Raw genomic sequence first — 21201 nt, 5'->3', positions numbered from 1 at the left:
GCCGCCGTCCGCGGCCACATCACAAGCATCTCACGAAAAAAGACGATAAGGCAGAGACGATGAAGACCGAACGGCCCGTAGACACCGACGTCACGCCGACCCCCGCCGAGCGTCACCATCCGGGCCTCAAGCTCGCGCTGGAACTCGGGCCCCTGCTGATCTTCTTCTTCGCCAATCTGCGCGGACCCTGGCTTGCCGAGACCTTTCCGGTGCTGACCGAACTCGGCGGCCCGCTGTTCATCGCCACCGGCCTCTTCATGGCGGCCACGGTGATCTCGCTGCTCGTGTCGAAGATCGTGCTCGGCCACCTCCCCGTCATGCCCTTCGTCTCGGGCATCGTCGTCGTGGTGTTCGGCTCGCTGTCCATCTGGCTGCAGAACGACACCTTCATCAAGATGAAACCGACCATCGTCAACACGCTGTTCGGTGCGGTGCTTCTCGGCGGCCTGTTCTTCGGCAAGTCGCTGCTCGGCCACGTCTTCAACGCCGCCTTCCAGCTGGATGCGGCCGGATGGCGCAAGCTGACGCTGCGCTGGGGTATCTTCTTCCTGTTTCTCGCCGTCCTCAACGAAGTCGTCTGGCGCGGCGCCGCCGTCTGGTATGCGCCCGACGCGCAGGCCGCCGACGATTTCTGGGTGGCGTTCAAGGTGTGGGGCACCATGCCGATCACCATCCTCTTCACCATGGCGCAGATGCCGCTCATCCTGCGGCACTCCGTCGAAACCGCATCCGACAAGACATGACGGCCGTTCCTCCACCGGTCGAAGCCCTGCCCCGCAGCCGCACGCTCCTGTGGATCGGCGCCTGCCTCGCCGTGCTGGCGTTTCAGGTGGCCGTGGAGCTGTTCATGGGCCGCACGCCGATCTGCACCTGCGGCGTCGTGAAGCTGTTCGAGCCTGTGGTCAACAGCCCCGGCAATTCCCAGCACCTCGCCGACTGGTACACGCCGTCGCACATCATCCACGGCTTCCTGTTCTACGCGCTGACCGCCTGGCTTTTCCCGAGAAAGCCGCTCGCCGCCCGGCTGTTCGTCGCGACCCTCATCGAGGCCGGCTGGGAGCTGCTCGAAAACTCGCCCATCATCATCGAGCGCTATCGCTCCGCGACCGTCTCGCTGAACTATGTCGGCGACAGCGTGCTGAACTCGGCCATGGACACCGTCTTCATGGCGCTCGGCTTTCTCGCCGCCGCCCGCCTGCCCGTCGCCGTGACGATCGCCATCGCGGTTCTCTTCGAACTCTTCACCGGCTGGCTGATCCGCGACAACCTGACGCTCAACGTGCTGATGCTCGTCTGGCCGATGGACGCGGTGAAGGCGTGGCAGGGCGCGCTTTAGGAGCCCGCAGACGCCTTCTCGATCGCCGGCATGAGGCCTTCCCGCAGGCTGCGGTCGTCGAAGGGGCCGACACGCTTGTAGAGGATCGTGCCGTCGGCGCCGACGAGGTAGGATTCCGGAATGCCGTAGACGCCCCAGTCGATCGCGGCGCGGCCGCGCGGATCGACGCCGATGGCTGAGAAGGGATTGCCGAGTTCGCCGAGGAAACGCAGCGCGTTGTCCGTCTGGTCCTTGTAGTTGATGCCGACGACCTGCAGGCGCGGGTCCTTCGCGAGGGCGAGGATGACCGGGTTTTCCGCGCGACACGGCACGCACCAGGACGCCCAGACATTGACGAGCGTCAGCTTGCCCTTCACCGCGGCATCCGTCAGCGCGGGCATGGGCGCATCGTTCAGCCTCGCACCTTCGAGCGCCGGCAGAGCGAGAGAGGGCGCCTTCGTGCCGATCAGCGCGGACGGGATCTCGCTGATATCGCGGCCGGAATCGAGCTGGCTCCAGAACACGGCGGCAAGGCAGGCAAAGACGGTCAGCGGCAGCAGCGCGAGCGCCAGGCGGCCCTTGGTCGTCGCACGATCTTCCGGCAGGTCGCTCACGGCGCACCTCCACCGGCCGAGCGGCGGCGGATGCCGGCCTCCTCCAGCGCCTGCAATTCGCGGCGCCGGGCGCGCGCGTCGAGAACGACCCAACTGACGAGGCTTGCGACCACGAGAAGCGCGGCACCATAGCTGGCGGCGACATAGGCCAGATGCGCGCTCATGCCGACGCCGCCCCGCGCGCGGCCTGCCGGCGCATGGCCGCAATCCGGCGCCGCCAGATCTCCGTGCGCATCGCGGCGAGATGCAGCGTGAAGAACAGGCAGGTGAAGGCGAGCGCCATGATGAGCAGCGGGCGTCGGAACTCCGGATCGATCGCCGAGCCGCCGAGGCGCAGGACGCTTGCCGGCTGGTGCAGCGTGTTCCACCAGTCGACGGAGAACTTGATGATCGGGATATTGACGAAGCCGACCAGGATGAGCACGGCCGCGACCTTCGCCGCCCGTCCGGCATCGTCCATCGCGCGGTTGAGCGCGATCAGGCCGAGATACATCAGGAACAGGATGAAAAACGAGGTCAGCCGCGCATCCCACACCCACCATGTTCCCCACATCGGCTTGCCCCAGAGCGAACCGGTGACGAGCGCCAGCGCCGTGAAGCCGGCACCGATCGGTGCTGCGCATTTCGCCGCGACGTCGGCCAGCGGATGGCGCCAGACGAGCGTCCCGAGCGCGGAGGCCGCCATGACCGTATAGCCCATCATGGCGAGCCAGGCGGCGGGCACGTGGATATACATGATCCGCACCGTCTCGCCCTGCTGGTAGTCGGCAGCGGTGGTAAAACAGAGCGTCAGACCGATGGCAAAGAGCAGTGCCGTCAGGCTCGCGAGCCATGGCAGCAGGCGCCCGGCCAGCGCGACGAAGCGCGTCGGATTGGCAAGGTCGGTAAAGCTGCGAATGGCAAGGCTTCTCTCACGCATGCGACCTCTCTACCAAGTTCGGAAGGCCTCTTCAATGAACGTCGCAGCCCCCGCGATGGTCACCTTTGCGTCATTCCGACGAGGCGCGCAGCGCCACGGCCGCCGCAGCCGGGCCGATGGCGGCGAAGAAGAGGGTGATGGCGATCAGGATCAGGAAGGGCGGCAGGAAGGGCGCGGGATCCTCGACCGCGGCATAGGCCGCGCTGACCCCGAAGATCAGCACGGGAACGACCAGCGGCAGCACGAGGATGGAGACGAGAAGCCCGCCGCGCGGCAGAGCCACCGCGACGGCCGCCCCCATCGCGCCGATCAGCGTGATCGCCGGCGTGCCCGCCAGAAGCGTCAGCATGGTGGCAAGGATCGCCGCCGGCTCCATGTTGAGGAAGAGGCCGAGAAGCGGCGAGATGAGCACGAGCGGCAGACCGGAGGCGGTCCAGTGCGCGAGGCACTTGACGAAGACGACGAGCACCAGCGGCGTCTCCTGCATCAGCATGACATCCAGTGCGCCGTCCTCGCGCTCCGCCTGGAACAGCCGGTCGAGCCCGAGCAGCGAGGCGAGCAGCGCGCCGATCCACAGCATCGCCGGCCCGACCCGCGCCAGGAGCTTCAGGTCCGGCCCGAGCCCGAAGGGCACCACGGCGACGACCGCCAGGAAGAACAGGATGCCGGTCAGCGCGCCGCCGCCGGCCCGCGTCGCAAGCTTCACATCGCGCAGGTAGAGCGCCATCATGCCGGCACCGCAAAGCCGGACATGGTCAGCGTCTGCGCACCCGGCACGTCCAGAGCCTGGTGCGTGGCGGCGATGACGATGCCGCCGGCGGCGCGATGTCCGGCAATCAGCGCCTCCACCATCCGCTCGCTCGCCGTATCGAGCGCTGCCGTCGGCTCGTCCATCAGCCAGACGGGGCGGTGCGCGACCAGAAGCCGGGCAAGGGCTGCGCGGCGCTGCTGCCCGGCCGAGAGATAGCCGAAGGGCAGATGACCGAGGCCCCCGAGGCCCACCGTCGCCAGCGCGGCGTCTGGAGGAACCGTCGGATCCGTCTCGCCCGGCCGACCGCTAAAGCGTGCCCAGAACACGAGATTCTCTGCAACCGTCAGGTCGCGCTTCATGGCGTTGCGGTGTCCGAGATAGTGGAGTGATTCGCGCACCGGCGCCGTCGGGTCGGCGATGCCTTCGAGCAGGATCGTGCCGCTGTCGGCCGGATGAAGACCGGCGAGCGTACGGAGAAAAGTGGACTTCCCGGTGCCGTTTCGACCGGTCACCAGCAAGGCGCCGCCGGCATCGAGAACGAGGCAAATCGCCCGGAAGATCGGGTCTTCGCCGCGGCTGGCGCCCAGCCCGTCCACGCGCAGGCGAAATGGCATTCATCGTCCTTTTACGACGTTGGTCGCATTGAAAAAAATTGTCTCGAATTGACGGCGTTCGATCTGGCACGTTTTGGCGAAATTATCTATAACGCGCCCAACACGCCAGCGGTCGGCGTGAATTTCATCCTAGCGCCGAACATGGAAGTTTTTCCACGTGCGGACAGCGGAAATGACCGTACCCGCATCCCAATCTGCGCCTTCAGGCGCTCGGGCGTTCGCACGTCAGTTTATGGCGATCAGACGGAACGGGGTATCTCAGTGTCCAAGTCCCTAGACAGTTTCAATTGTCGTTCGACCCTTTCGGTCAACGGCGCCGACTATGTCTATTTCAGCCTGCCCAAGGCCGAAGAGAACGGTCTCGCCGGCATCTCGCGGCTGCCTTACTCGATGAAGGTCCTGCTGGAAAACCTGCTGCGCAACGAAGACGGCCGGTCCGTCACCAAGCAGGACATCCTCAACATCGCCGCCTGGCTCAACGACAAGGGCACGGCTGAAAATGAAATCGCCTACCGTCCGGCCCGCGTGCTGATGCAGGACTTCACCGGCGTTCCCGCCGTCGTCGATCTCGCGGCCATGCGCGACGCCATGGTGGCGCTGGGTGGCGATCCGGAGAAGATCAACCCGCTCGTTCCCGTCGATCTCGTCATCGACCACTCCGTCATCGTCGACGAATTCGGCACGCCGAACGCGTTTGCCCGCAACGTCGAGCTCGAATACGAGCGCAACGGCGAGCGCTATCGCTTCCTGAAGTGGGGCCAGCAGGCGTTCAAGAATTTTCGCGTCGTCCCCCCGGGAACCGGCATCTGTCACCAGGTCAACCTTGAATATCTCGGCCAGACGGTCTGGACCAAGGAAGAAGACGGCGAAACGATCGCCTATCCCGACACCTGCGTCGGCACCGACAGCCACACCACGATGATCAACGGCCTGGGCGTGCTCGGCTGGGGCGTCGGCGGCATCGAGGCGGAAGCGGCCATGCTCGGCCAGCCCGTCTCCATGCTCCTGCCGGAAGTCATCGGCTTCAGGCTCACCGGCAAGGTCAAGGAAGGCGTCACCGCGACCGACCTCGTGCTCACCGTCGTGCAGATGCTGCGCAAGAAGGGCGTCGTCTCCAAGTTCGTCGAATTCTTCGGCCCCGGCCTCGATTCGATGACGCTGGCCGACCGCGCCACCATCGGCAACATGGGCCCGGAATACGGCGCGACCTGCGGCTTCTTCCCGGTCGACGGCGAAACCATCAACTACCTCACCATGTCCGGCCGCACGACGGACCGGATCGCACTGGTCGAAGCCTATTCCAAGGCGCAGGGCATGTGGCGCAACGGCGACGGCGCCGAGCTGGTCTTCACCGACACGCTGGAACTGGACCTCGGCGACGTCGTGCCGTCCATGGCCGGCCCGAAGCGTCCCGAAGGCCGCATCGCCCTCGAAGGCATCGCCCCGGGCTTCGCCAAGTCGCTCGAAGCAGACTACAAGAAGCCCGGCCAGCTGGACAACCGCTACCCGGTCGACGGCACGGACTACGATCTGGGCCATGGCGACGTGGCGATCGCCGCCATCACCTCCTGCACCAACACGTCCAACCCCTCGGTGCTCATCGCGGCCGGCCTTCTCGCCCGCAATGCCGTCGCCAAGGGCCTGAAGAGCGCACCGTGGGTGAAGACCTCGCTGGCTCCGGGATCACAGGTCGTCGGCGAATATCTCGAGAAGTCGGGCCTGCAGAAGGACCTCGACGCGCTCGGCTTCAATCTCGTCGGCTTCGGCTGCACGACCTGCATCGGCAATTCCGGCCCGCTGCCGGCGCCGATCTCCAAGACCATCAACGACAAGGGCCTGATCACGGCCGGCGTCCTCTCGGGCAACCGCAACTTCGAAGGCCGCATCTCGCCGGACGTCCAGGCGAACTACCTCGCCTCGCCGCCGCTGGTCGTGGCCTATGCGCTTGCCGGCACGGTCCAGAAGGACCTGACCACCGAGCCGCTCGGCATCGGTTCGGACGGGCAGCCGGTGTTCCTCAAGGACATCTGGCCGACCTCGCACGAGATACAGGAATTCATCCTGAAATACGTCACGCGCGAACTCTACGAGAGCAAGTACGCCGACGTGTTCAAGGGCGACGTCAACTGGCAGGCCGTTCAGGTTCCCGCCGGCCAGACCTATGCCTGGGACGACGATTCGACCTATGTGCAGAACCCGCCCTACTTCGTGGGCATGGGCAAGTCGGGCTCCGGCATCTCCGACATCAAGGGCGCCCGCGTCCTTGGTCTCTTCGGCGACAAGATCACCACCGACCACATCTCGCCGGCCGGTTCGATCAAGGCGGCATCGCCCGCCGGTGCCTACCTCACGGGCCATGGCGTCGGCGTTGCCGACTTCAACCAGTACGGCACGCGTCGCGGCAACCATGAAGTGATGATGCGCGGCACCTTCGCCAACATCCGCATCCGCAACCACATGCTCGGCCCGAACGGCAAGGAGGGCGGCTACACCTTCCACTATCCGTCGAAGGAAGAGATGTCGATCTACGACGCGGCCATGCAGTACAAGGAAGAGGGCGTTCCGCTCGTCATCTTCGCCGGTGGCGAATATGGCAACGGCTCCTCGCGCGACTGGGCGGCCAAGGGCACCAACCTGCTCGGCGTCAAGGCCGTCATCGCGGAAAGCTTCGAGCGTATCCACCGGTCCAACCTCGTCGGCATGGGCGTCGTGCCCTTCGTCTTCGAGGCCGGCACGACCTGGGCCTCGCTGAACCTCAAGGGCGACGAGATCGTCACCATCGAGGGCCTGACGAACGTCCAGCCGCGCGAAAAGCGCACGGCCGTCATCACCTATGCCGATGGCTCGGTGAAGGAGGTTCCGCTGATCTGCCGCATCGATACGCTGGATGAGGTCACCTACATGAACAATGGCGGCATCCTGCAGACGGTTCTGCGCGACCTCGCCGCCTGAGGCGTCACGACCTGACAATTGCGAAGGCCGGAACCCCGTTCCGGCCTTTGGCATGTCCGGTGTCCGGATATCGTCGCCTCGAAAAATTTCACTCCAACGTGACTTTGTGTTGAGGACGCTGCGGCGTATGAAAGAGCGGTTTCCGGCTGCCGCAATCCTGCCCGAATTGGAATCTGCCCGAAGTGGACCTTGCATGCCCGCCTTAAAGACCTTTCGTTTGCGCCTGATCGGCAGTCTCTTTCTGCTCGCGGCCCTTCCGGCCGCAGCCGAGGAGACAGCGCCGCAGACGACGCAGGTGAAGACCGAGGCGGACGGGCTGGAGGTGACGCAGCCGAAGGGCGTCGTGGAGCTTTTCACCAGTCAGGGCTGCGCCTCCTGTCCGCCAGCCGACGCCGCGCTGAAGCATCTGATCGATGACGGTTCGATCGTCGCCCTCTCCTACCACGTGGATTACTGGAACTATCTCGGCTGGGCCGACACGCTCGCCTCGAAGGAAAACACCGCTCGGCAATATGCCTATGCCAAGATGTTCGGCCGCAACGGCGTCTACACGCCCCAGGCGGTGCTCAACGGCCGCGATCAGGTCAACGGCGCCAATCTCTCGGGCATCAAGGGCCGTCTGATCGCGCTGAGCGGTGCGGATGCGGGCATGAAGGTGCCGATTTCGGCCGAGCGCAAGGACGACGAGATCGACATCACGATCGGGGAAGGCGACGGCAAGGCCAATGTCGTCATCGTCTATTTCAACCGCCAGAAGGTGGTGGATGTGGAAAAGGGCGAGAACAGCGGCAAGAAGATGTCCTACTGGCACGCCGTGCGCGATATCCAGACGATCGGCATGTGGGACGGCACGTCCGCTCGCTTCGTGCTGCCCGCCTCCGTGCTCGACCAGGAAAAGGACAGCGGCTGCGCGATCCTGCTGCAGCAGATGAAAGACGCGGAAACACCCGGCGCCATCGTCGGGGCGGCGACGCTGATGGCGGCGCCCTGACGCATTTTCAGTCGAAGCGGCATCGCTTCGGCGTCGCAGAATGCGGCAAAACAGGAGACGAGATCCGTTCCGGAGAACCCATGTTCACCGGAACCGCTCTGGCCTGCGAGAATGGCCCGGTCCGGCATATCGAGGGCTGGGGGCTGAGGGTTTCGATAGAACCGGACCGGGCGGTCAGGGCGGCGCCGGCCCGAGGCCGATGCCGATGCCGGTGACCTTCCATGCGCCCGCATGACCGGAGGTCGGACAGGGCGGGCAGCACGGAAACCCCGAGCCGGCGAACGAGAGACGCTGATCGACCGGCCGGGCGGCGCGCGGCACTTCGGAAAACCGAAGCGGCGGCGACGGACCGACTTAACCGTCGAAATCGGGCGCCGGTTTGACCGCAATGCGGCCGTGCAAAAAAAGCCGTCGCTTGCCGACCTCCCTCGCCCTTGCGCCCGAATGCCATTCAAGCTTGATTTTCGGCGGCACTCAGGCACACTGTTACCGTCCTGTCATAACAAAAGGCCGGAATGTGCATGACCGATCAGACGGATTTGCAAGGTCGCCAAACCCTCCAGGCATCTGAAAGCGTTGTCGTCGATCTCAGCGACTATCGACATGCCAGGGACCCCCTTCCCGTAACGTTCCACCGCCGCGAGCTCGACCAGATCCTGTGGGTCTACGGCCGCATGGTCGGGGAAGGCGAGTGGCGCGACTACGCGCTCGACCATATGCGCGACAAGGCGGTCTTCTCCGTCTTCAAGCGCTCGGGCGAACAGCCGCTCTACCGGGTGGAGAAGACCCCCAAGCTCGCCGCCAAGCAGGGCGCCTATGCCGTGGTCAACACCCACGGCATGATCCTGAAGCGCGGGCACGAGCTCGCCCAGGTGCTGAAGGTCTTCGACAAGCTGCTGAAGGTCGTGAAAAGCTGAGCGTGCGGGCGTCCGCCTGAAGGGTCTCGGCGGAAAGCGCTATCAGGCGCCGTAGAGCGTATCCGGATAGACGCCATCGGCCGGCACCGTGTCGAGGCCCTCGCCGAGCGCCAGCTGCATGAAGGTGGTATCGAGCCAGCGGCCGAACTTGTATCCGCTCCCCTTCACCGTGCCGCAATCCACGAAGCCGGTGGACCGGTGGACGGCGATCGAGGCGGGATGGGCGCCGCCGATGACGGCCACCATCTGGCGGAAGCCGAGATCCGTGCAGCGCGCGATCAGCTCGCTCAGAAGCGCCTTGCCGACGCCGCGTCCGCGCGCCTCGGGCGCAAGATAGATCGAATCCTCGACAAGAAACCGGTAGGCGCTGCGGGTGCGGAAGGCCGAGGCATAGGCATAGCCGATCACCATGCCGTCCGCATCTTCCGCGACGATATAGGGATAGCTGTTGCCGGTAATGGTGGAAAAGCGCGTCGTCATCTCCGCCTGGTCGGGAACGGCAATCTCGTAGGTCGCAACGCCGTTGCGAACGGACTCGCTGTAGATGTCCGTGATGGCAGGGATATCGGCAAGGGAAGCATCGCGCAGCGTGAAGGACATGGTGGCAGCAATCTCGAAGGACATCGGTGTCCGACGTCCTTCCACATTCCCCCGGTCCGATCAAGGCGGTCGCGCCCGCGCACGAAAAAAGGCGGCCGAAGCCGCCTTTCCGAAGAGCAGGTCGGAACCTGAGCCTAGTTGCGGTTTCCGAGAAAGCGCAGCATGAAAAGGAACAGGTTGACGAAGTCGAGATAGAGCGTCAGCGCGCCCATGATCGCCTTGCGGCCAGCCGCCTCGAAGCCGTCGCCTTCGAAATACATCTCCTTGATGCGCTGCGTGTCGTAGGCGGTGAGGCCCGCGAAGATCAGCACGCCGATGACCGAGATGGCGAACTGCAAGGCAGACGACGCGAAGAAGATGTTGACGAGCGAGGCGATGATCAGGCCGAACAGACCCATGACCAGGAACGAGCCCATGGCCGACAGGCTGCGCTTCGTCGTGTAGCCGTAGAGCGACAGCGCGCCAAAGGAGGCCGCGGTCACGAAGAACGTGCGCACGATGCTCTGACCCGTGTAGATCAGCATGATCGACGAGAGCGACAGGCCCATCAGCGCGGCATAGACCCAGAATGTGGTCTGGGCTGCCGAAACGCTCATGGAATTGATCCGGAAGCTAAGGAACAGCACCATGCCGAACGGGGCGAGCATGATCAGGTACTTCAGCGGGCTGACATAGATCGCCTGGCCGAACGCGGTCAGCTGACCGTCGGCAAATGCGAACTGGAACGCGAGAAACGCGGCGACACCGGTAATGGCGACGCCGAGCGCCATGAGATTGTAGACCCGCAGCATGTAAGCGCGCAGGCCCTGGTCGACAGCAGCGTCAGCGCGCGCGCCGGCGGTCTGCATGCGATAGTTTCTGGGATCGGACATTCTTATCCTCTTATCAGCTCGACGGGACGGACAGGTCGCGACGGACATCGGACCGGGCATCGCTGCTGAGCTTCAGCAAGCCTTGGTGACAATATGATGCGGAACCGCCCCATTCTCAAGGGCGGCTCCGTCGCATGACGCAATTGTAATGCGGGAAGACACGCCGCAGAGCCCCGGCCGGCCCTCAGAGATCGCGCAGAACCGGCGCCGCCTTCTGCCCCAGCACGCGCCATGTCCCCGCCAGCCCGATGCCGACCGTCATGACCAGAGCGATGACGATGGTCAGGACGGCCACGTCCGGCAGGAAGGACGAGGGCAGCGTCATGATGCGCGCCACGACGAACCATGCCGCCACGCCGCCCGCCAGTAGCGCGAAGATGGCGGTGGACAGGCCGAGGATCGCATATTCGTAGCAGAAGGCGCGGATCAGCGTCGCGCGGGTCGCACCCAGCGTCTTCAGCACCACCGCGTCATGGATGCGCGCGCGGTTGCCGGCGGCCAGCGCGCCGGAGAGCACGAGAACCGAGGCGACGAGCGCGACGCCGGCCGCAGCGCGGATCGCGGTGGCCAGCTGTCCGAGCAAGCCGTTGACGATGTCGAGCGCATCCTTCACCCGCACGCTGGTGATGGTCGGATAGGTGTTGGTGATCTGGCGCAGCGCCGCCGCCTCCTGCGCCTCGGTCGCCGAGGGATCGATGACGGTCGCAAGCCAGGCATGCGGCGCGCCGGCGAAGGTATTCGGCGAGAATACCATGACGAAGTTGATCGACAGCGATTCCCATTCGACCGTGCGGAAATTGGAGATGCGGGCCGTGATGTTGCGGCCGAGAACGTTGACGGTGACGGTGTCGCCGACCTTCAGGTCCAGCTCGCGCGCCTCCTGCTCGGAGAAGGACACGAGCGGCTCTCCGCTGTAGCCGTCGGGCCACCACGCACCTTCCACAAGGCGCGAATTCTCCGGCAGGTTCGTCGCATAGGTGATGCCGCGGTCGCCCCGCAGCACCCAGCGCCCGGCCGGCGCGACCTCGCGCTTGGCGACGTCCTCGCCGTTGAAGGCGAGAATGCGGCCACGCAGCATCGGCACCTCGATCACCTTGCCCGCCGGCAGCGCCGTGTTGAGAAGTGCGCGAAAGCCTTCGATCTCGCTGCCCTGGATGTCGACGAAGAAGAAATTGGGCGCCTGCTCCGGCAGGTTGCCCGTCAGCTCCCGCCGCAGGTTTCCGTCGATCAGCGCCAGTGTTACCAGGAGCGCCAGCCCGAGGCCGAGCGAGAGAACGACGGAGGGCGTCAGCGCACCGGGCCGATGGATATTGCCGATCGCCAGCCGCAGCGCCGGCGAGGATACCCGCGGGCTCCGCCGCGCCAGCGCCGCCACCAGCACGGACACGCCGCGCAGGACGACGAAGGAGAAGGCGATGGCCCCGAGGAAGACGAGCGAGATCAGCCGGTCGTAGGCCGTGAAGATGGCGAGAGCCGCCAGCACCGCGAGGCTCAAGCCTGCCGCCGCCAGATAGGGCCAGGTCGGCCAGCGGTTGCGGTCGAAGTCCTGATTGCGGAAGAGCGCGGTTGCCGGCACGCTGCGGGCGCGGCCGAGCGGCAGGCAGGCAAAGGCGAGCGCCGTCAGCAGGCCGAACAGAGCGGCGAGCCCGAGCGCCGAGGGATAGAGCCGCAAATCCGTCGATATCGGCAGGATATCGGCGAGGAACCGCGCGGCGACCAGCGGAATGATGGCGCCGACGACGAGACCGATGACGATGCCGATCATCGCGATCAGCAGGATCTGGATAAGATAGATGGTGGAGACGAGCGCGCCGGGGGCGCCCAGGCATTTGAACGCCGCGATGACGCCGCGCTTGGCATCGAGATAGGCCCGAACCGCATTCGCGACTCCGACCCCGCCGACGATCAGCGCCGTCAGCCCGACCAGCGTCAGGAACTGCGAGAAGCGCGTGATGTTCGCCGTCAGCGACGGCGCGGCATTTTGGCTGGAGCGGATGGACCACCCCGCCTGCGGAAACTGCTGCTCGGCCTGGGCGCGAACGGCCGGCACGCCCGTGGGGTCTGAAAGGCGCACCTTGTAGGCGTGCTCCACGAGGCTTCCGGTCTGCACGAGCCCGCTGGCCGCCAGCGCCTGCTGCGACACCATCAGCCGCGGCGCGAAACCGAACCCGTCCGAAAGCGCATCCGGCTCGCGCACCAGCGTGCCGGAGATCCTTACCCGCGCATTGCCGATCAGCAGCGTATCTCCCGGCTTCACGCCGAGACGATCGAGAAGCAGCGGTGCCGCAAGCGCGCCATACGTGCCGTTTTCCGCCGACAGAAGAGAGGAAAGCGGCGCCTGCGGCACGCTTTCCACCGCGCCGTAGAGCGGATAGGCGGCATCCACCGCCTTCAGCTCCACCAACGCCTGGTTCGAACCATCGGGAAGCCGCGCCATGGAGCGCAGTCCGGACGAGAGTGAGACATCGCCGGAACCGTCGAGAAAGCTCTTCTCCTCGGTATTGGCCAGACGGTTGTTCAGCTCGAAGCGGATATCGCCCGCCAGCAGCGCCTGCCCCTGGGAGGCGATGGAGCCGGTGATGGCCTGCGACAGCGAGTTGACGCCGGCGATCGCCGCCGTTCCCAGCGCGATGCAGGCAAGGAAGATGTAGAAGCCCGACAGGCCGCCGCGCATTTCGCGCAGCGCCAGCCGCAAGGCGAGCGACAGGTTCGGCAGGCGCAAGGACGCCATCATGCCGAAACCGCTGACGGCGCGAGATCCGCAAGCGCGCGTCCATCATCCACGATGGTGCCGGAGCGGACCTTGATCTGGCGCGAGCAGCGGGCCGCCAGGCTGTTGTCGTGGGTGACCAGAATCAGCGTCATGTCGCGTTCGGCCTGCTTGGAAAAGATCAGGTCCGCGATCTGCCGCCCGGTTTCGGTGTCGAGATTGCCGGTCGGCTCGTCGGCGATCAGAAGCTTCGGCGAGGGCGCGAGCGCCCGGGCGATGGCCACGCGCTGCTGCTCGCCGCCGGAAAGCTGCCCCGGATAATGCGACAGCCGCTCGCCGAGCCCGACCGACGTCAGTTCGCGGCGGGCGATCTCGAAGGCATCGCGCACATTGGCAAGCTCGAGCGGCACGGCGACGTTTTCGAGCGCCGTCATATTGGGAATGAGGTGAAACGACTGGAAGACGATGCCGATGTTGCGGCCGCGGAAATCGGCCACGCGGTCTTCGCTCAGTCCCTGCAGCGGCGTCCCGTCGATGACGATCTCGCCCTTGTCCAGACGCTCCAATCCGGCAAGCACCATCAGCAGGGTCGATTTTCCCGAGCCGGAGGGGCCGACGATCCCGACCGATTGTCCGGCGTCGATGTCGAGGCTCATGCCTTTCAGCACATGGACCGACGCTGCGGCCTGCCCGAGGGTCAGATCCGCATTTTTCAGTTCGATCATGGTTTTTGCCACGCTGGTCCGCCCTATATGTGGATTATGCTGCAATTGCTCACATCCCGATTTAGGAGCGGCTTGATGCGAATGAAAGGTTTCAGGGCGCTTTTCCTGGCTGCTCTCGCAGGTTTGATCGCGGCGGGGCCGCTTCGCGCCGCGCCTGTCGAACTCGTCGGCTTCGGCGACAGCCTGATGGCAGGCTATCAGCTTGCGCCCGGCGACGCCTTTCCCGCACGGCTGGAGAAGGCCTTGCGCGACAAGGGCCATGACGTGTCCATCTCCAATGCCGGCGTTTCCGGCGACACCACCTCCGGCGGCCTCGCCCGCATCGACTGGTCGGTTCCGGACGGCACCAGGGGCGTCATCCTGGAACTGGGCGCCAACGATGCGCTGCGCGGCATTCCGCCGGAAGAAAGCCGCAAGAACCTCGTGGCGATGATCGAGAAGCTGAAAGCCCGCGGCATCGGCGTGCTCCTCGTCGGCATGCTCGCACCGCCGAACATGGGCGGCGACTATGCGGACCGCTTCAACCCGATCTATCCGGACCTCGCCAAGACCTACGGCCTCCCGCTCTACCCCTTCTTCCTCGACGGCGTGGTGGAGGATGCGGGCCTGAAGATCGAGGACGGTATGCACCCGAACCCGAAAGGGGTCGGCGTCATGGTCGAGCGGATGCTCCCCGTGGTCGAGGCCTTCGTCGCGGGCCTGCCGAAATGATTCGCGTGGCCCAACGGGCGACACCGTTGCGCGCCGCTTACCCATCGGCGGGCGAGGGGGTCCGTTCAGCGGGCGTTAATCACCGTTGGACAAATATTGCAGGTGCGAATTTGTAGTTGCCTGCCGTCGCGCGTCGTGATCGGCTGGGGATGTCTGCAAGAGGTTTTTGCAAGATTCGGGGAGCTCGTCATGCCGAGACTGTTTACCGCCCTCGAAATCCCGCGCAACGCGGCGATGAGCCTGTCCCTCCTGCGCGGGGGCCTTCCGGGCGCGCGCTGGATCGACGTCGAGAACTACCACATCACCCTCCGCTTCATCGGCGATGTCGACAATCGCACGGCCGACGAAATCGTCGATCGCCTCGACCGGATCGAGCGACCGGAATTCGAACTTCAACTGACGGGAACCGGCGCCTTCGGCTCCAAGAAGCCGCATTCGGTCTGGGCCGGCGTCACCAATCCGCCGGAGCTGGTGGCCCTCCAGGCCGAGATCGAGCGCATCTGCCAGCGTCTCGGCCTTCCCGCCGATCCCCGCAAATTCACGCCCCATGTGACGCTGGCGCGCCTGCGCGCCTCGCGCGTCGATGACGTGGTGCACTATCTCTCGGGGCGCGGCGGCTTCTACACCAACCCGTTCACCGTCTCGCGCTTTGTGCTCCTGTCTTCGCGCGACTCCGTCGGTGGCGGCCCCTACCTGACGGAAGAGGTGTTCCAGCTCCACGAGCCGCGCTCCTCCGGCTTTGCAAGGCACGCGGAACAGGTAGCCAAAGGCATGCTGTGACCGCACGGCACCCTCCGGTGCCGACGGAAGACGGGAAGGAACCGGCATGACCAAGCGCGACAGACTGAACGCCGACGATATCGCCGAAGGGCTTGCGGACCTTACCGGCTGGTCCTTGTCGGCGGACGGGTCTGCCATCGAGAAGACCTACCACTTCCCCTCCTTCGTCGAGGCTTTCGGCTTCATGAGCCAGAGCGCGCTGGCCGCGGAGAAGCTCGATCATCACCCGGAATGGTTCAACGTCTACAATCGCGTCGACGTGACGCTGACGACGCACACCGCCAGAGGCGTGACGGCGCTCGACCTCGCACTCGCGGCGCGCATGGAGGCGGCCGCATCGCACGCGCGCGCATGACCATCGTTTGAATTGCCCGAATGTTTTCCCATATCTGCAATGAGAGAACAGCGAGGTATGGCGCATGAAAGCGGAAACGACGATGGACGAGGTCAAGATCGGCGAAATTCTCCTGCCGGGCGACCGTAGCGAGCAGGAATCCAAGGCGCAGAAGGTTCGCCGCCGGTTCTGGCCGACCCTCAAGCGTGCCGTGCGACAGGTTCCCTTCAGCCGTGACCTCGTCGCCGCCTATTATTGCGCCATGGACCCTGCGACGCCGCTGCGTACCCGCGGCATCCTGCTGGGCGCGCTCGCCTATTTCGTCATGCCGTTCGACGTCCTGCCCGACGTTCTCGCCATGGTCGGCTTTTCCGACGATATCGCGGTGCTGACCGCAGCCTTCGCCGCCATCAGCGGCCAGATCAAGGAGGAGCATTACGGCAAGGCGGACACGGCGCTCGGCGAGGAAGGCCTCGCTGCCTGACCCGATACGGCGGGAAACCCCTATTCCGTCCCGTCGATGCCGTCATCGTGAAGAAGCGTGCGCAGCTTTCCAAAGGCAAGCCGGATCCGCGACTTCACCGTGCCAAGGGGCAGGCCGGTCGAGGCGGCGATTTGCGAATGCGACTGTCCGAAGAAAAAGGCGAGCTGGATCAGCTTGAGCTGCTCGCTCGGAAGCTTGGCCAGCGCCGTGCGCACCACATCCTCCCGATCGCCGCTCTGGACGAGCTCGTCCGGCGCAGGCGGTGCGGCCGGTAAAAGAAGAGGGTCCTTCTCGTCCAGCTTGCGCGTCAACTGCCGCCGTGCGGCGTCGATACGCCGGTTTCGCGCGATCCGGAAGAGCCAGGTGGACAGCGAGGACTTCTCGGCGTCGTAGAGATCCGCCTTGTGCCAGAGGACGATCATGACCTCCTGCACGATCTCCTCCGCCTCGTTGGACGGCGTGTTCTGTCGCAGCAGGAAGGATTTCAGCCGGGGAGCGAAAAAATGAAACAGTTCGGCGAAAGCGGCTTGGTCCCGCTGTTTCGCGACGGCATCCGCCAGCCCTGCGAAATGCTGTCTCGCGTCCCCTGTCATGCCTGCCTTCAGGGCCTCCGAGCCCAAGATCTGGTGTATGTGAAACAAGAGGTAAAGCTGATTCGGAAAACGTCAAACTGTTGCCCGATTCTTTGTGACATTACCGGCCCATCGGGGTGAATTTATCGCGAAATCGGACCGTTTCCGATCCTACCTGACCCTTTCGAAACACGTAAGGCAGCCGCAGACCGCGGATGTCGGCGGCGCGTCGAACCCGAAAGCCCCGATAGGACGAACAGGCTGTCTGAGAGCGCCATCCAGGACGAAGGCACGGCGGGTCCGGCAAGGATGCCGGTCGCCGCGAACGATGCACGGGGCGGCTGTTGCGTACCGTTTCCGCACGTTCCCGCCTTATTCTTGTGGTGTTGACGGTTTGGTAACCTGAATGAAGTCACAATAATCGTAATCGCGACCATGCATCGCCCGGCATCGGACGGGCGCTGGCAGCAAGACAACCGGCAGGACAAGATGTTTGTAAGACAGCTCTCAACCGCACTCGCACTCCTTCTCGCTGGCGCAGGCATCGCTTCGGCACAGTCTCCGACGCGCATCCAGCAGTTCAACGCCTGGGGGGCCTATTCCTACCAGTCAGGCAAGTCGAAGGTCTGCTACGTCCTGTCGGTGCCGAAGGAAAAGAGCCCCGCCAATGTCGATCACGGCGATATCTTCTTCCTGGTCTCGCAGCGTCCCGGACAGAACATTTCCTACGAGCCGCAGGCCATGATGGGCTATGCCCTGCAGGAAAACTCCAAGGTCACCGTGACCATCGACGCCAAGAACTTCACGCTGTTCACCAAGGGCAACTCCGCCTGGGTCGAGAACGCCGCCGAAGAGCCGGCTCTGGTGGCGGCCATGAAGGTCGGCAAGGCCATGTCCGTGGTCGCAAAGTCGCGCAAGGGCACGCAGACCAACTATTCCTACTCGCTCTCCGGCATCTCGGCGGCCCTGAAGCAGATCGAGAGCTGCAAGTAAGGCCCTCTGTACAGCGGATCGATGGAAGGCCGGCCTCGCCGGCCTTTGTCGTTTCGCCCGCACGGCGCCCGCCTGCAGGAGGTGACGCCCGGCCAAATTCGTGCTAGACGCCGCAACAACGACATGCCGCACGGGTGAGACGCTCCCCATGCGCCTTATAGTGCCTGCTTCCGTTCCGCCCTGCCGTCCCTCTCGTCCAGCCGACCGGGGAACCGTTCGGCGTTGCGGGCAAAGCTGCGACAGGAACACTGTTTATGACCGACATGCTTTCCCTCGACCGCCCCGCACGTCCTGCCACACGGCCGGCGGCACTGCAGGAAATGCCCTCCCTCATCGGCCTCACCCGCGAGGAGATGGGCAAGGCGCTGGCCGAGGTCGGCGTGGCCGAGCGGCAGGTGAAGATGCGCGTCAGCCAGCTCTGGCACTGGCTCTATGTCCGCGGCGTCTCGGATTTCGACCATATGACGAACGTCTCTAAGGATATGCGGGAAACCCTGAAGCGGCATTTCACCATTGCCCGACCCGAGGTCGTGGAGGAGCAGATCTCCACCGACGGGACACGGAAATGGCTGCTGCGCTTTCCGGCGCGCGGTGCCGGTCGCCCGGTCGAGATCGAGACGGTCTACATCCCCGAGGAAGGCCGGGGAACGCTCTGCATCTCCAGCCAGGTCGGCTGCACGCTCACCTGTTCCTTCTGCCACACGGGCACGCAGAAGCTCGTGCGCAACCTGACGGCGGAGGAGATCCTCGCCCAGCTGCTGCTCGCCCGCGACCGCCTCGGCGACTTTCCGGATCGCGACACGCCCCCCGGCACGATCGCGCCGGCCGAAGGCCGCAAGGTCTCCAACGTCGTGATGATGGGCATGGGCGAACCGCTCTACAACTTCGAAAGCGTCAAGACCGCGCTGCTGATCGCGACCGATGGCGATGGCCTGTCCCTGTCGAAGCGCCGCGTGACGCTGTCGACCTCGGGCATCGTGCCGGAAATCTACCGCACCGGCGAGGAAATCGGCGTCATGCTTGCGATCTCGCTCCATGCCGTGCGCGACGACCTGCGCGACATGCTGGTGCCGATCAACAAGAAATATCCGCTGAAGGACCTGATGGACGCCTGCCGCGCCTATCCCGGCCTCTCCAATGCCCGCCGCATCACCTTCGAATATGTGATGCTGGAAGGCGTGAACGACAGTCTGGAGGATGCCAAGGAGCTGGTGAAGCTCTTGAAGGGCGTGCCCGCCAAGATCAACCTTATCCCCTTCAATCCCTGGCCCGGCACGAACTACCAGTGCTCCTCCTGGGACCAGATCGAGAAATTCGCCGACTTCATCAACGCCGCAGGCTATGCCTCGCCCATCCGCACCCCCCGCGGCCGGGACATCCTGGCCGCCTGCGGCCAGCTGAAATCGGAATCCGAGCGCATGCGCAAGGTCGATCGCATGGCCTTCGAAGCGATGATGATCGCCAATCACGGCGCCGACGATTGAGATGAGCCTGATCCACAACGAGCGAACGAAGCTGACGGCGACCTATCTGAATGGTGTTGCCATCGCTATCTTCGCCGTTGGAGGGTTTGCACCTGCAATCGGCTGGCTGAATAGCGGGGCCGCGCCCGGCATGACGGTGGCCGTCGTCTGCTTCGTTTGCATTTCCAGTTCGGTGGGCCTACATTTCATTGCACGATCCGTGCTGAAAGGACTGAAGCCATGAGCACAGAACAGTTCCTGACCATGCTGATCATGCCGATCGGCGGCTTGCTGATCGGCGCGTTGATGCTTTTCGTGACACGCAAAGACCGCAGGCCGGAAAACAATCCCGGCAAGTGACGCCTATCGCGCCTGCGTCAGCACGATCTTCACCGCGAACAACGAAAACACCCCGGCAAACACGTAGTCGATGGTGCGCATGACGCCCGGTCGTGCCTGAAGCCATCCCGATAGCCGATCCGCCGTCAGCACGACGGCGATGTTGATCGGCAGGGACACGGCGATCAGGATCAGTCCGAGCACGATCAGCTTCGTTCGCAGGTTCGGATCGCCCGCCGTGACGAATTGCGGCAGGAAGGTCATGAAGAAGATGATGACCTTGGGATTGAGCAGATTGACCGACAGGCCGGACAGGATATTCGCCACCGGCGAGGCCTTGGGAGCCGCCACGCGCTTGACCGACAGGCTCGACCCGTAGCGGATCGCCTGAACGGCGATATAGAGCAGATAGGCCGCACCGCCGGTTTTCAGGACAAAGAAGGCGGTCGGCGACGCCGTGACCAGCGCCGAGACGCCGAAGGCGACGAGGAAGGTATGCACCAGGCACCCGAGGTTGGTTCCTAAACTGACCTGGAAGGCCGCCGCTCGGCCCTGCGACAGCGCCCGGCTGATCCACAGCGTCATGTCGGGGCCGGGCGTGATCGCAAGCAGAAGACTTGCGGCGGCAAAGGCCAGCAGCGTCGGCAGGCTGGGAATGAAGTCCATGGCATCGTCTCGCAGAAGGGTTCTGTGCTTCGCCAGCTTTTGCAGCTATTCCCAGGCAAGGCAAGAAGCTCCCCATCCTCGCTGAAGGGCACCCGCATGATATCGTCTTTCGAAACGCTGAAGAGCCGGAATGCCGGGGAGTGGCAGGCCTATCGCGAGCATGACTTCGTGTGCCGGCTGGGTGCGGGAACGCTGCCCGAAGAGGCCTTCCGCCATTATCTCAAGCAGGACTATCTCTTTCTCGTCCAGTTCGCCCGCGCCTGGGGCCTCGCCGTCTACAAGAGCCGCGATCTCGATGAAATCCGCCAGGGGCTGGACAGTCTCAAGGCCATCGTGGACGTGGAAATCGGCCTGCATGTCGGCTACTGCGCCGAATGGGGCATTCCGGAAAACGCTCTCGCCGACCTCCCGCCATCGCCCGCGACCCTTGCCTATACCGATTACGTTCTCGAAACCGGCCTGCACGGAGACCTGCTCGACCTGCATGTGGCGCTTGCGCCCTGCATCATCGGCTATGGCGAGATTGCGCTCTGGCTCAAGGCCCAGCCCTTCCTGAAAACGGACGGAAATCCCTATACGGCCTGGATCGAGATGTATGCGAGCCCCGACTATCAGGCGCTCGTGCAAAGCGAGATCGACTGGCTCGACGGCCGGCTTGCGCGCCTGGACGACGCGGCCGTCGCGCGTCTCTGCGCGATTTTCGGCATCGCGACCCGGCTGGAGGCCGATTTCTGGCAGATGGGCCTCGATCTCATCTGACGGAGACGATGCTACGCTCGTGATTTTCTCTTGAGGCGGGATTTCGGATGTCGGGAATATGCAGTAAGAGTTCCGCCATTTCGAAGAGATAACGGCGCATTCTGCCGTCGTTCATCCCCT

Annotated in this window: 24 protein-coding genes; 13 read left to right on the top strand and 11 right to left on the bottom strand. The window is 64.6% G+C overall.

Annotation, left to right across the window (positions count from 1 at the left end; translation table 11 throughout):
- The first annotated feature begins 59 nt into the window (after nt 1-59).
- Both LRX75_RS04550 and LRX75_RS04545 read left to right on the top strand, forming a co-directional pair.
- Nucleotides 60-743, top strand: a complete 684-nt coding sequence (locus LRX75_RS04550) for a septation protein A (protein ID WP_231812278.1) — start codon at nt 60-62, stop codon at nt 741-743.
- Complete coding sequence (locus LRX75_RS04545; protein WP_231812276.1) at nt 740-1336, top strand: DUF2585 domain-containing protein; 597 nt, start codon at nt 740-742, stop codon at nt 1334-1336. The genes LRX75_RS04550 and LRX75_RS04545 overlap by 4 nt, the downstream gene beginning before the upstream one ends.
- Here the strand turns inward: LRX75_RS04545 and LRX75_RS04540 are convergent.
- From LRX75_RS04540 to ccmA, 5 genes are all read right to left on the bottom strand, one after another.
- Nucleotides 1333-1929 (bottom strand): DsbE family thiol:disulfide interchange protein, encoded by a 597-nt coding sequence (locus tag LRX75_RS04540; protein ID WP_231812274.1) that lies wholly within the window; start codon nt 1927-1929, stop codon nt 1333-1335. The genes LRX75_RS04545 and LRX75_RS04540 overlap by 4 nt on opposite strands.
- Nucleotides 1926-2093: a heme exporter protein CcmD gene (gene ccmD / locus LRX75_RS04535; protein WP_231812272.1), complete on the bottom strand. Its 168-nt coding sequence runs from the start codon at nt 2091-2093 to the stop codon at nt 1926-1928. Before ccmD ends, LRX75_RS04540 begins: the two co-directional genes overlap by 4 nt.
- A complete protein-coding gene (locus LRX75_RS04530; protein WP_231812270.1) occupies nt 2090-2848 on the bottom strand; it encodes a heme ABC transporter permease in 759 nt (252 codons plus the stop codon). The genes ccmD and LRX75_RS04530 overlap by 4 nt, the downstream gene beginning before the upstream one ends.
- A gap of 70 nt (nt 2849-2918) precedes the next feature.
- On the bottom strand, nt 2919-3578 hold the full coding sequence (gene ccmB / locus LRX75_RS04525) for a heme exporter protein CcmB (protein WP_231812268.1): 660 nt from the start codon (nt 3576-3578) through the stop codon (nt 2919-2921).
- Entirely contained in the window at nt 3575-4213 is a 639-nt protein-coding gene (gene ccmA / locus LRX75_RS04520; protein WP_231812266.1) for a heme ABC exporter ATP-binding protein CcmA, read from the bottom strand. The genes ccmB and ccmA overlap by 4 nt, the downstream gene beginning before the upstream one ends.
- A gap of 261 nt (nt 4214-4474) precedes the next feature.
- Here ccmA and acnA point away from each other — a divergent pair, with 261 nt between their 5' ends.
- From acnA to LRX75_RS04505, 3 genes are all read left to right on the top strand, one after another.
- Entirely contained in the window at nt 4475-7165 is a 2691-nt protein-coding gene (gene acnA / locus LRX75_RS04515; protein WP_231812264.1) for an aconitate hydratase AcnA, read from the top strand.
- Between the two features lie 193 nt (nt 7166-7358).
- A complete protein-coding gene (locus LRX75_RS04510; protein WP_231812262.1) occupies nt 7359-8156 on the top strand; it encodes a DUF1223 domain-containing protein in 798 nt (265 codons plus the stop codon).
- Nucleotides 8157-8677: 521 nt separating this feature from the next.
- On the top strand, nt 8678-9073 hold the full coding sequence (locus tag LRX75_RS04505; RefSeq protein ID WP_231812260.1) for a DUF2794 domain-containing protein: 396 nt from the start codon (nt 8678-8680) through the stop codon (nt 9071-9073).
- A gap of 42 nt (nt 9074-9115) precedes the next feature.
- Here LRX75_RS04505 and LRX75_RS04500 read toward each other — a convergent pair whose 3' ends face one another.
- The 4 genes from LRX75_RS04500 to LRX75_RS04485 form a co-directional block, all read right to left on the bottom strand.
- Nucleotides 9116-9673 carry a GNAT family N-acetyltransferase gene (locus LRX75_RS04500; protein WP_231812480.1) on the bottom strand — a complete coding sequence of 186 codons (558 nt, stop codon included), beginning with the start codon at nt 9671-9673 and terminating at the stop codon, nt 9116-9118.
- A gap of 134 nt (nt 9674-9807) precedes the next feature.
- Nucleotides 9808-10545, bottom strand: a complete 738-nt coding sequence (locus tag LRX75_RS04495; protein WP_231812258.1) for a Bax inhibitor-1/YccA family protein — start codon at nt 10543-10545, stop codon at nt 9808-9810.
- Between the two features lie 184 nt (nt 10546-10729).
- Entirely contained in the window at nt 10730-13279 is a 2550-nt protein-coding gene (locus LRX75_RS04490; protein ID WP_231812256.1) for an ABC transporter permease, read from the bottom strand.
- Nucleotides 13276-13992 carry an ATP-binding cassette domain-containing protein gene (locus tag LRX75_RS04485; RefSeq protein WP_113149828.1) on the bottom strand — a complete coding sequence of 239 codons (717 nt, stop codon included), beginning with the start codon at nt 13990-13992 and terminating at the stop codon, nt 13276-13278. Before LRX75_RS04485 ends, LRX75_RS04490 begins: the two co-directional genes overlap by 4 nt.
- Before the next feature lie 63 nt (nt 13993-14055).
- Here LRX75_RS04485 and LRX75_RS04480 point away from each other — a divergent pair, with 63 nt between their 5' ends.
- The 4 genes from LRX75_RS04480 to LRX75_RS04465 all read left to right on the top strand — a co-directional run bounded on the left by LRX75_RS04480 (nt 14056) and on the right by LRX75_RS04465 (nt 16289).
- Nucleotides 14056-14691, top strand: coding sequence for an arylesterase (locus tag LRX75_RS04480; RefSeq protein WP_420851147.1), 636 nt, complete (start codon nt 14056-14058; stop codon nt 14689-14691).
- A gap of 189 nt (nt 14692-14880) precedes the next feature.
- Nucleotides 14881-15471, top strand: a complete 591-nt coding sequence (thpR, locus tag LRX75_RS04475; RefSeq protein ID WP_231812252.1) for an RNA 2',3'-cyclic phosphodiesterase — start codon at nt 14881-14883, stop codon at nt 15469-15471.
- 46 nt (nt 15472-15517) lie between these two features.
- Nucleotides 15518-15826: a 4a-hydroxytetrahydrobiopterin dehydratase gene (locus tag LRX75_RS04470; RefSeq protein WP_231812250.1), complete on the top strand. Its 309-nt coding sequence runs from the start codon at nt 15518-15520 to the stop codon at nt 15824-15826.
- Between the two features lie 82 nt (nt 15827-15908).
- Nucleotides 15909-16289: a YkvA family protein gene (locus tag LRX75_RS04465; RefSeq protein WP_113149987.1), complete on the top strand. Its 381-nt coding sequence runs from the start codon at nt 15909-15911 to the stop codon at nt 16287-16289.
- 20 nt (nt 16290-16309) lie between these two features.
- Here the strand turns inward: LRX75_RS04465 and LRX75_RS04460 are convergent, their stop codons facing one another.
- Nucleotides 16310-16882 (bottom strand): sigma-70 family RNA polymerase sigma factor, encoded by a 573-nt coding sequence (locus tag LRX75_RS04460; RefSeq protein WP_113149832.1) that lies wholly within the window; start codon nt 16880-16882, stop codon nt 16310-16312.
- 468 nt (nt 16883-17350) lie between these two features.
- Here LRX75_RS04460 and LRX75_RS04455 point away from each other — a divergent pair, with 468 nt between their 5' ends.
- From LRX75_RS04455 to LRX75_RS04445, 3 genes are all read left to right on the top strand, one after another.
- Nucleotides 17351-17854 (top strand): invasion associated locus B family protein, encoded by a 504-nt coding sequence (locus tag LRX75_RS04455; RefSeq protein ID WP_092935801.1) that lies wholly within the window; start codon nt 17351-17353, stop codon nt 17852-17854.
- Nucleotides 17855-18117: 263 nt separating this feature from the next.
- Nucleotides 18118-19338, top strand: coding sequence for a dual-specificity RNA methyltransferase RlmN (gene rlmN, locus LRX75_RS04450; protein ID WP_231812478.1), 1221 nt, complete (start codon nt 18118-18120; stop codon nt 19336-19338).
- Between the two features lies 1 nt (nt 19339).
- Nucleotides 19340-19561, top strand: a complete 222-nt coding sequence (locus tag LRX75_RS04445; RefSeq protein ID WP_231812248.1) for an amino acid transporter — start codon at nt 19340-19342, stop codon at nt 19559-19561.
- 119 nt (nt 19562-19680) lie between these two features.
- On the opposite strand, the gene LRX75_RS04440 is transcribed toward LRX75_RS04445, so the two are convergent.
- Nucleotides 19681-20322 (bottom strand): LysE family translocator, encoded by a 642-nt coding sequence (locus tag LRX75_RS04440; protein ID WP_231812246.1) that lies wholly within the window; start codon nt 20320-20322, stop codon nt 19681-19683.
- A 96-nt stretch (nt 20323-20418) separates the two neighbouring features.
- Here LRX75_RS04440 and tenA point away from each other — a divergent pair, with 96 nt between their 5' ends.
- Nucleotides 20419-21081: a thiaminase II gene (gene tenA, locus LRX75_RS04435; RefSeq protein ID WP_269456057.1), complete on the top strand. Its 663-nt coding sequence runs from the start codon at nt 20419-20421 to the stop codon at nt 21079-21081.
- Nucleotides 21082-21201 lie beyond the last annotated feature (120 nt).

The organism is Rhizobium quercicola, assembly GCF_021168455.1.
Taxonomy (GTDB): Bacteria; Pseudomonadota; Alphaproteobacteria; order Rhizobiales; family Rhizobiaceae; genus Ferranicluibacter; species Ferranicluibacter quercicola.
The sequence above is the reverse complement of the archived record's forward strand: the minus strand, read 5'-3'. Positions and strand labels throughout refer to the sequence as shown.

Coding starts and splice junctions, on each gene's coding strand:
- LRX75_RS04550 (WP_231812278.1), top strand. CDS start 60: ATGAAGACCGAACGGCCCGTAGACACCGACGTCACGCCGACCCCCGCC.
- LRX75_RS04545 (WP_231812276.1), top strand. CDS start 740: ATGACGGCCGTTCCTCCACCGGTCGAAGCCCTGCCCCGCAGCCGCACG.
- ccmD (WP_231812272.1), bottom strand. CDS start 2,093: ATGAGCGCGCATCTGGCCTATGTCGCCGCCAGCTATGGTGCCGCGCTT.
- LRX75_RS04530 (WP_231812270.1), bottom strand. CDS start 2,848: ATGCGTGAGAGAAGCCTTGCCATTCGCAGCTTTACCGACCTTGCCAAT.
- ccmB (WP_231812268.1), bottom strand. CDS start 3,578: ATGATGGCGCTCTACCTGCGCGATGTGAAGCTTGCGACGCGGGCCGGC.
- ccmA (WP_231812266.1), bottom strand. CDS start 4,213: ATGCCATTTCGCCTGCGCGTGGACGGGCTGGGCGCCAGCCGCGGCGAA.
- LRX75_RS04510 (WP_231812262.1), top strand. CDS start 7,359: ATGCCCGCCTTAAAGACCTTTCGTTTGCGCCTGATCGGCAGTCTCTTT.
- LRX75_RS04505 (WP_231812260.1), top strand. CDS start 8,678: ATGACCGATCAGACGGATTTGCAAGGTCGCCAAACCCTCCAGGCATCT.
- LRX75_RS04500 (WP_231812480.1), bottom strand. CDS start 9,673: ATGTCCTTCACGCTGCGCGATGCTTCCCTTGCCGATATCCCTGCCATC.
- LRX75_RS04495 (WP_231812258.1), bottom strand. CDS start 10,545: ATGTCCGATCCCAGAAACTATCGCATGCAGACCGCCGGCGCGCGCGCT.
- LRX75_RS04490 (WP_231812256.1), bottom strand. CDS start 13,279: ATGATGGCGTCCTTGCGCCTGCCGAACCTGTCGCTCGCCTTGCGGCTG.
- LRX75_RS04480 (WP_420851147.1), top strand. CDS start 14,056: ATGCGAATGAAAGGTTTCAGGGCGCTTTTCCTGGCTGCTCTCGCAGGT.
- thpR (WP_231812252.1), top strand. CDS start 14,881: ATGCCGAGACTGTTTACCGCCCTCGAAATCCCGCGCAACGCGGCGATG.
- LRX75_RS04470 (WP_231812250.1), top strand. CDS start 15,518: ATGACCAAGCGCGACAGACTGAACGCCGACGATATCGCCGAAGGGCTT.
- LRX75_RS04465 (WP_113149987.1), top strand. CDS start 15,909: ATGGACGAGGTCAAGATCGGCGAAATTCTCCTGCCGGGCGACCGTAGC.
- LRX75_RS04460 (WP_113149832.1), bottom strand. CDS start 16,882: ATGACAGGGGACGCGAGACAGCATTTCGCAGGGCTGGCGGATGCCGTC.
- LRX75_RS04455 (WP_092935801.1), top strand. CDS start 17,351: ATGTTTGTAAGACAGCTCTCAACCGCACTCGCACTCCTTCTCGCTGGC.
- rlmN (WP_231812478.1), top strand. CDS start 18,118: ATGCTTTCCCTCGACCGCCCCGCACGTCCTGCCACACGGCCGGCGGCA.
- LRX75_RS04445 (WP_231812248.1), top strand. CDS start 19,340: ATGAGCCTGATCCACAACGAGCGAACGAAGCTGACGGCGACCTATCTG.
- LRX75_RS04440 (WP_231812246.1), bottom strand. CDS start 20,322: ATGGACTTCATTCCCAGCCTGCCGACGCTGCTGGCCTTTGCCGCCGCA.
- tenA (WP_269456057.1), top strand. CDS start 20,419: ATGATATCGTCTTTCGAAACGCTGAAGAGCCGGAATGCCGGGGAGTGG.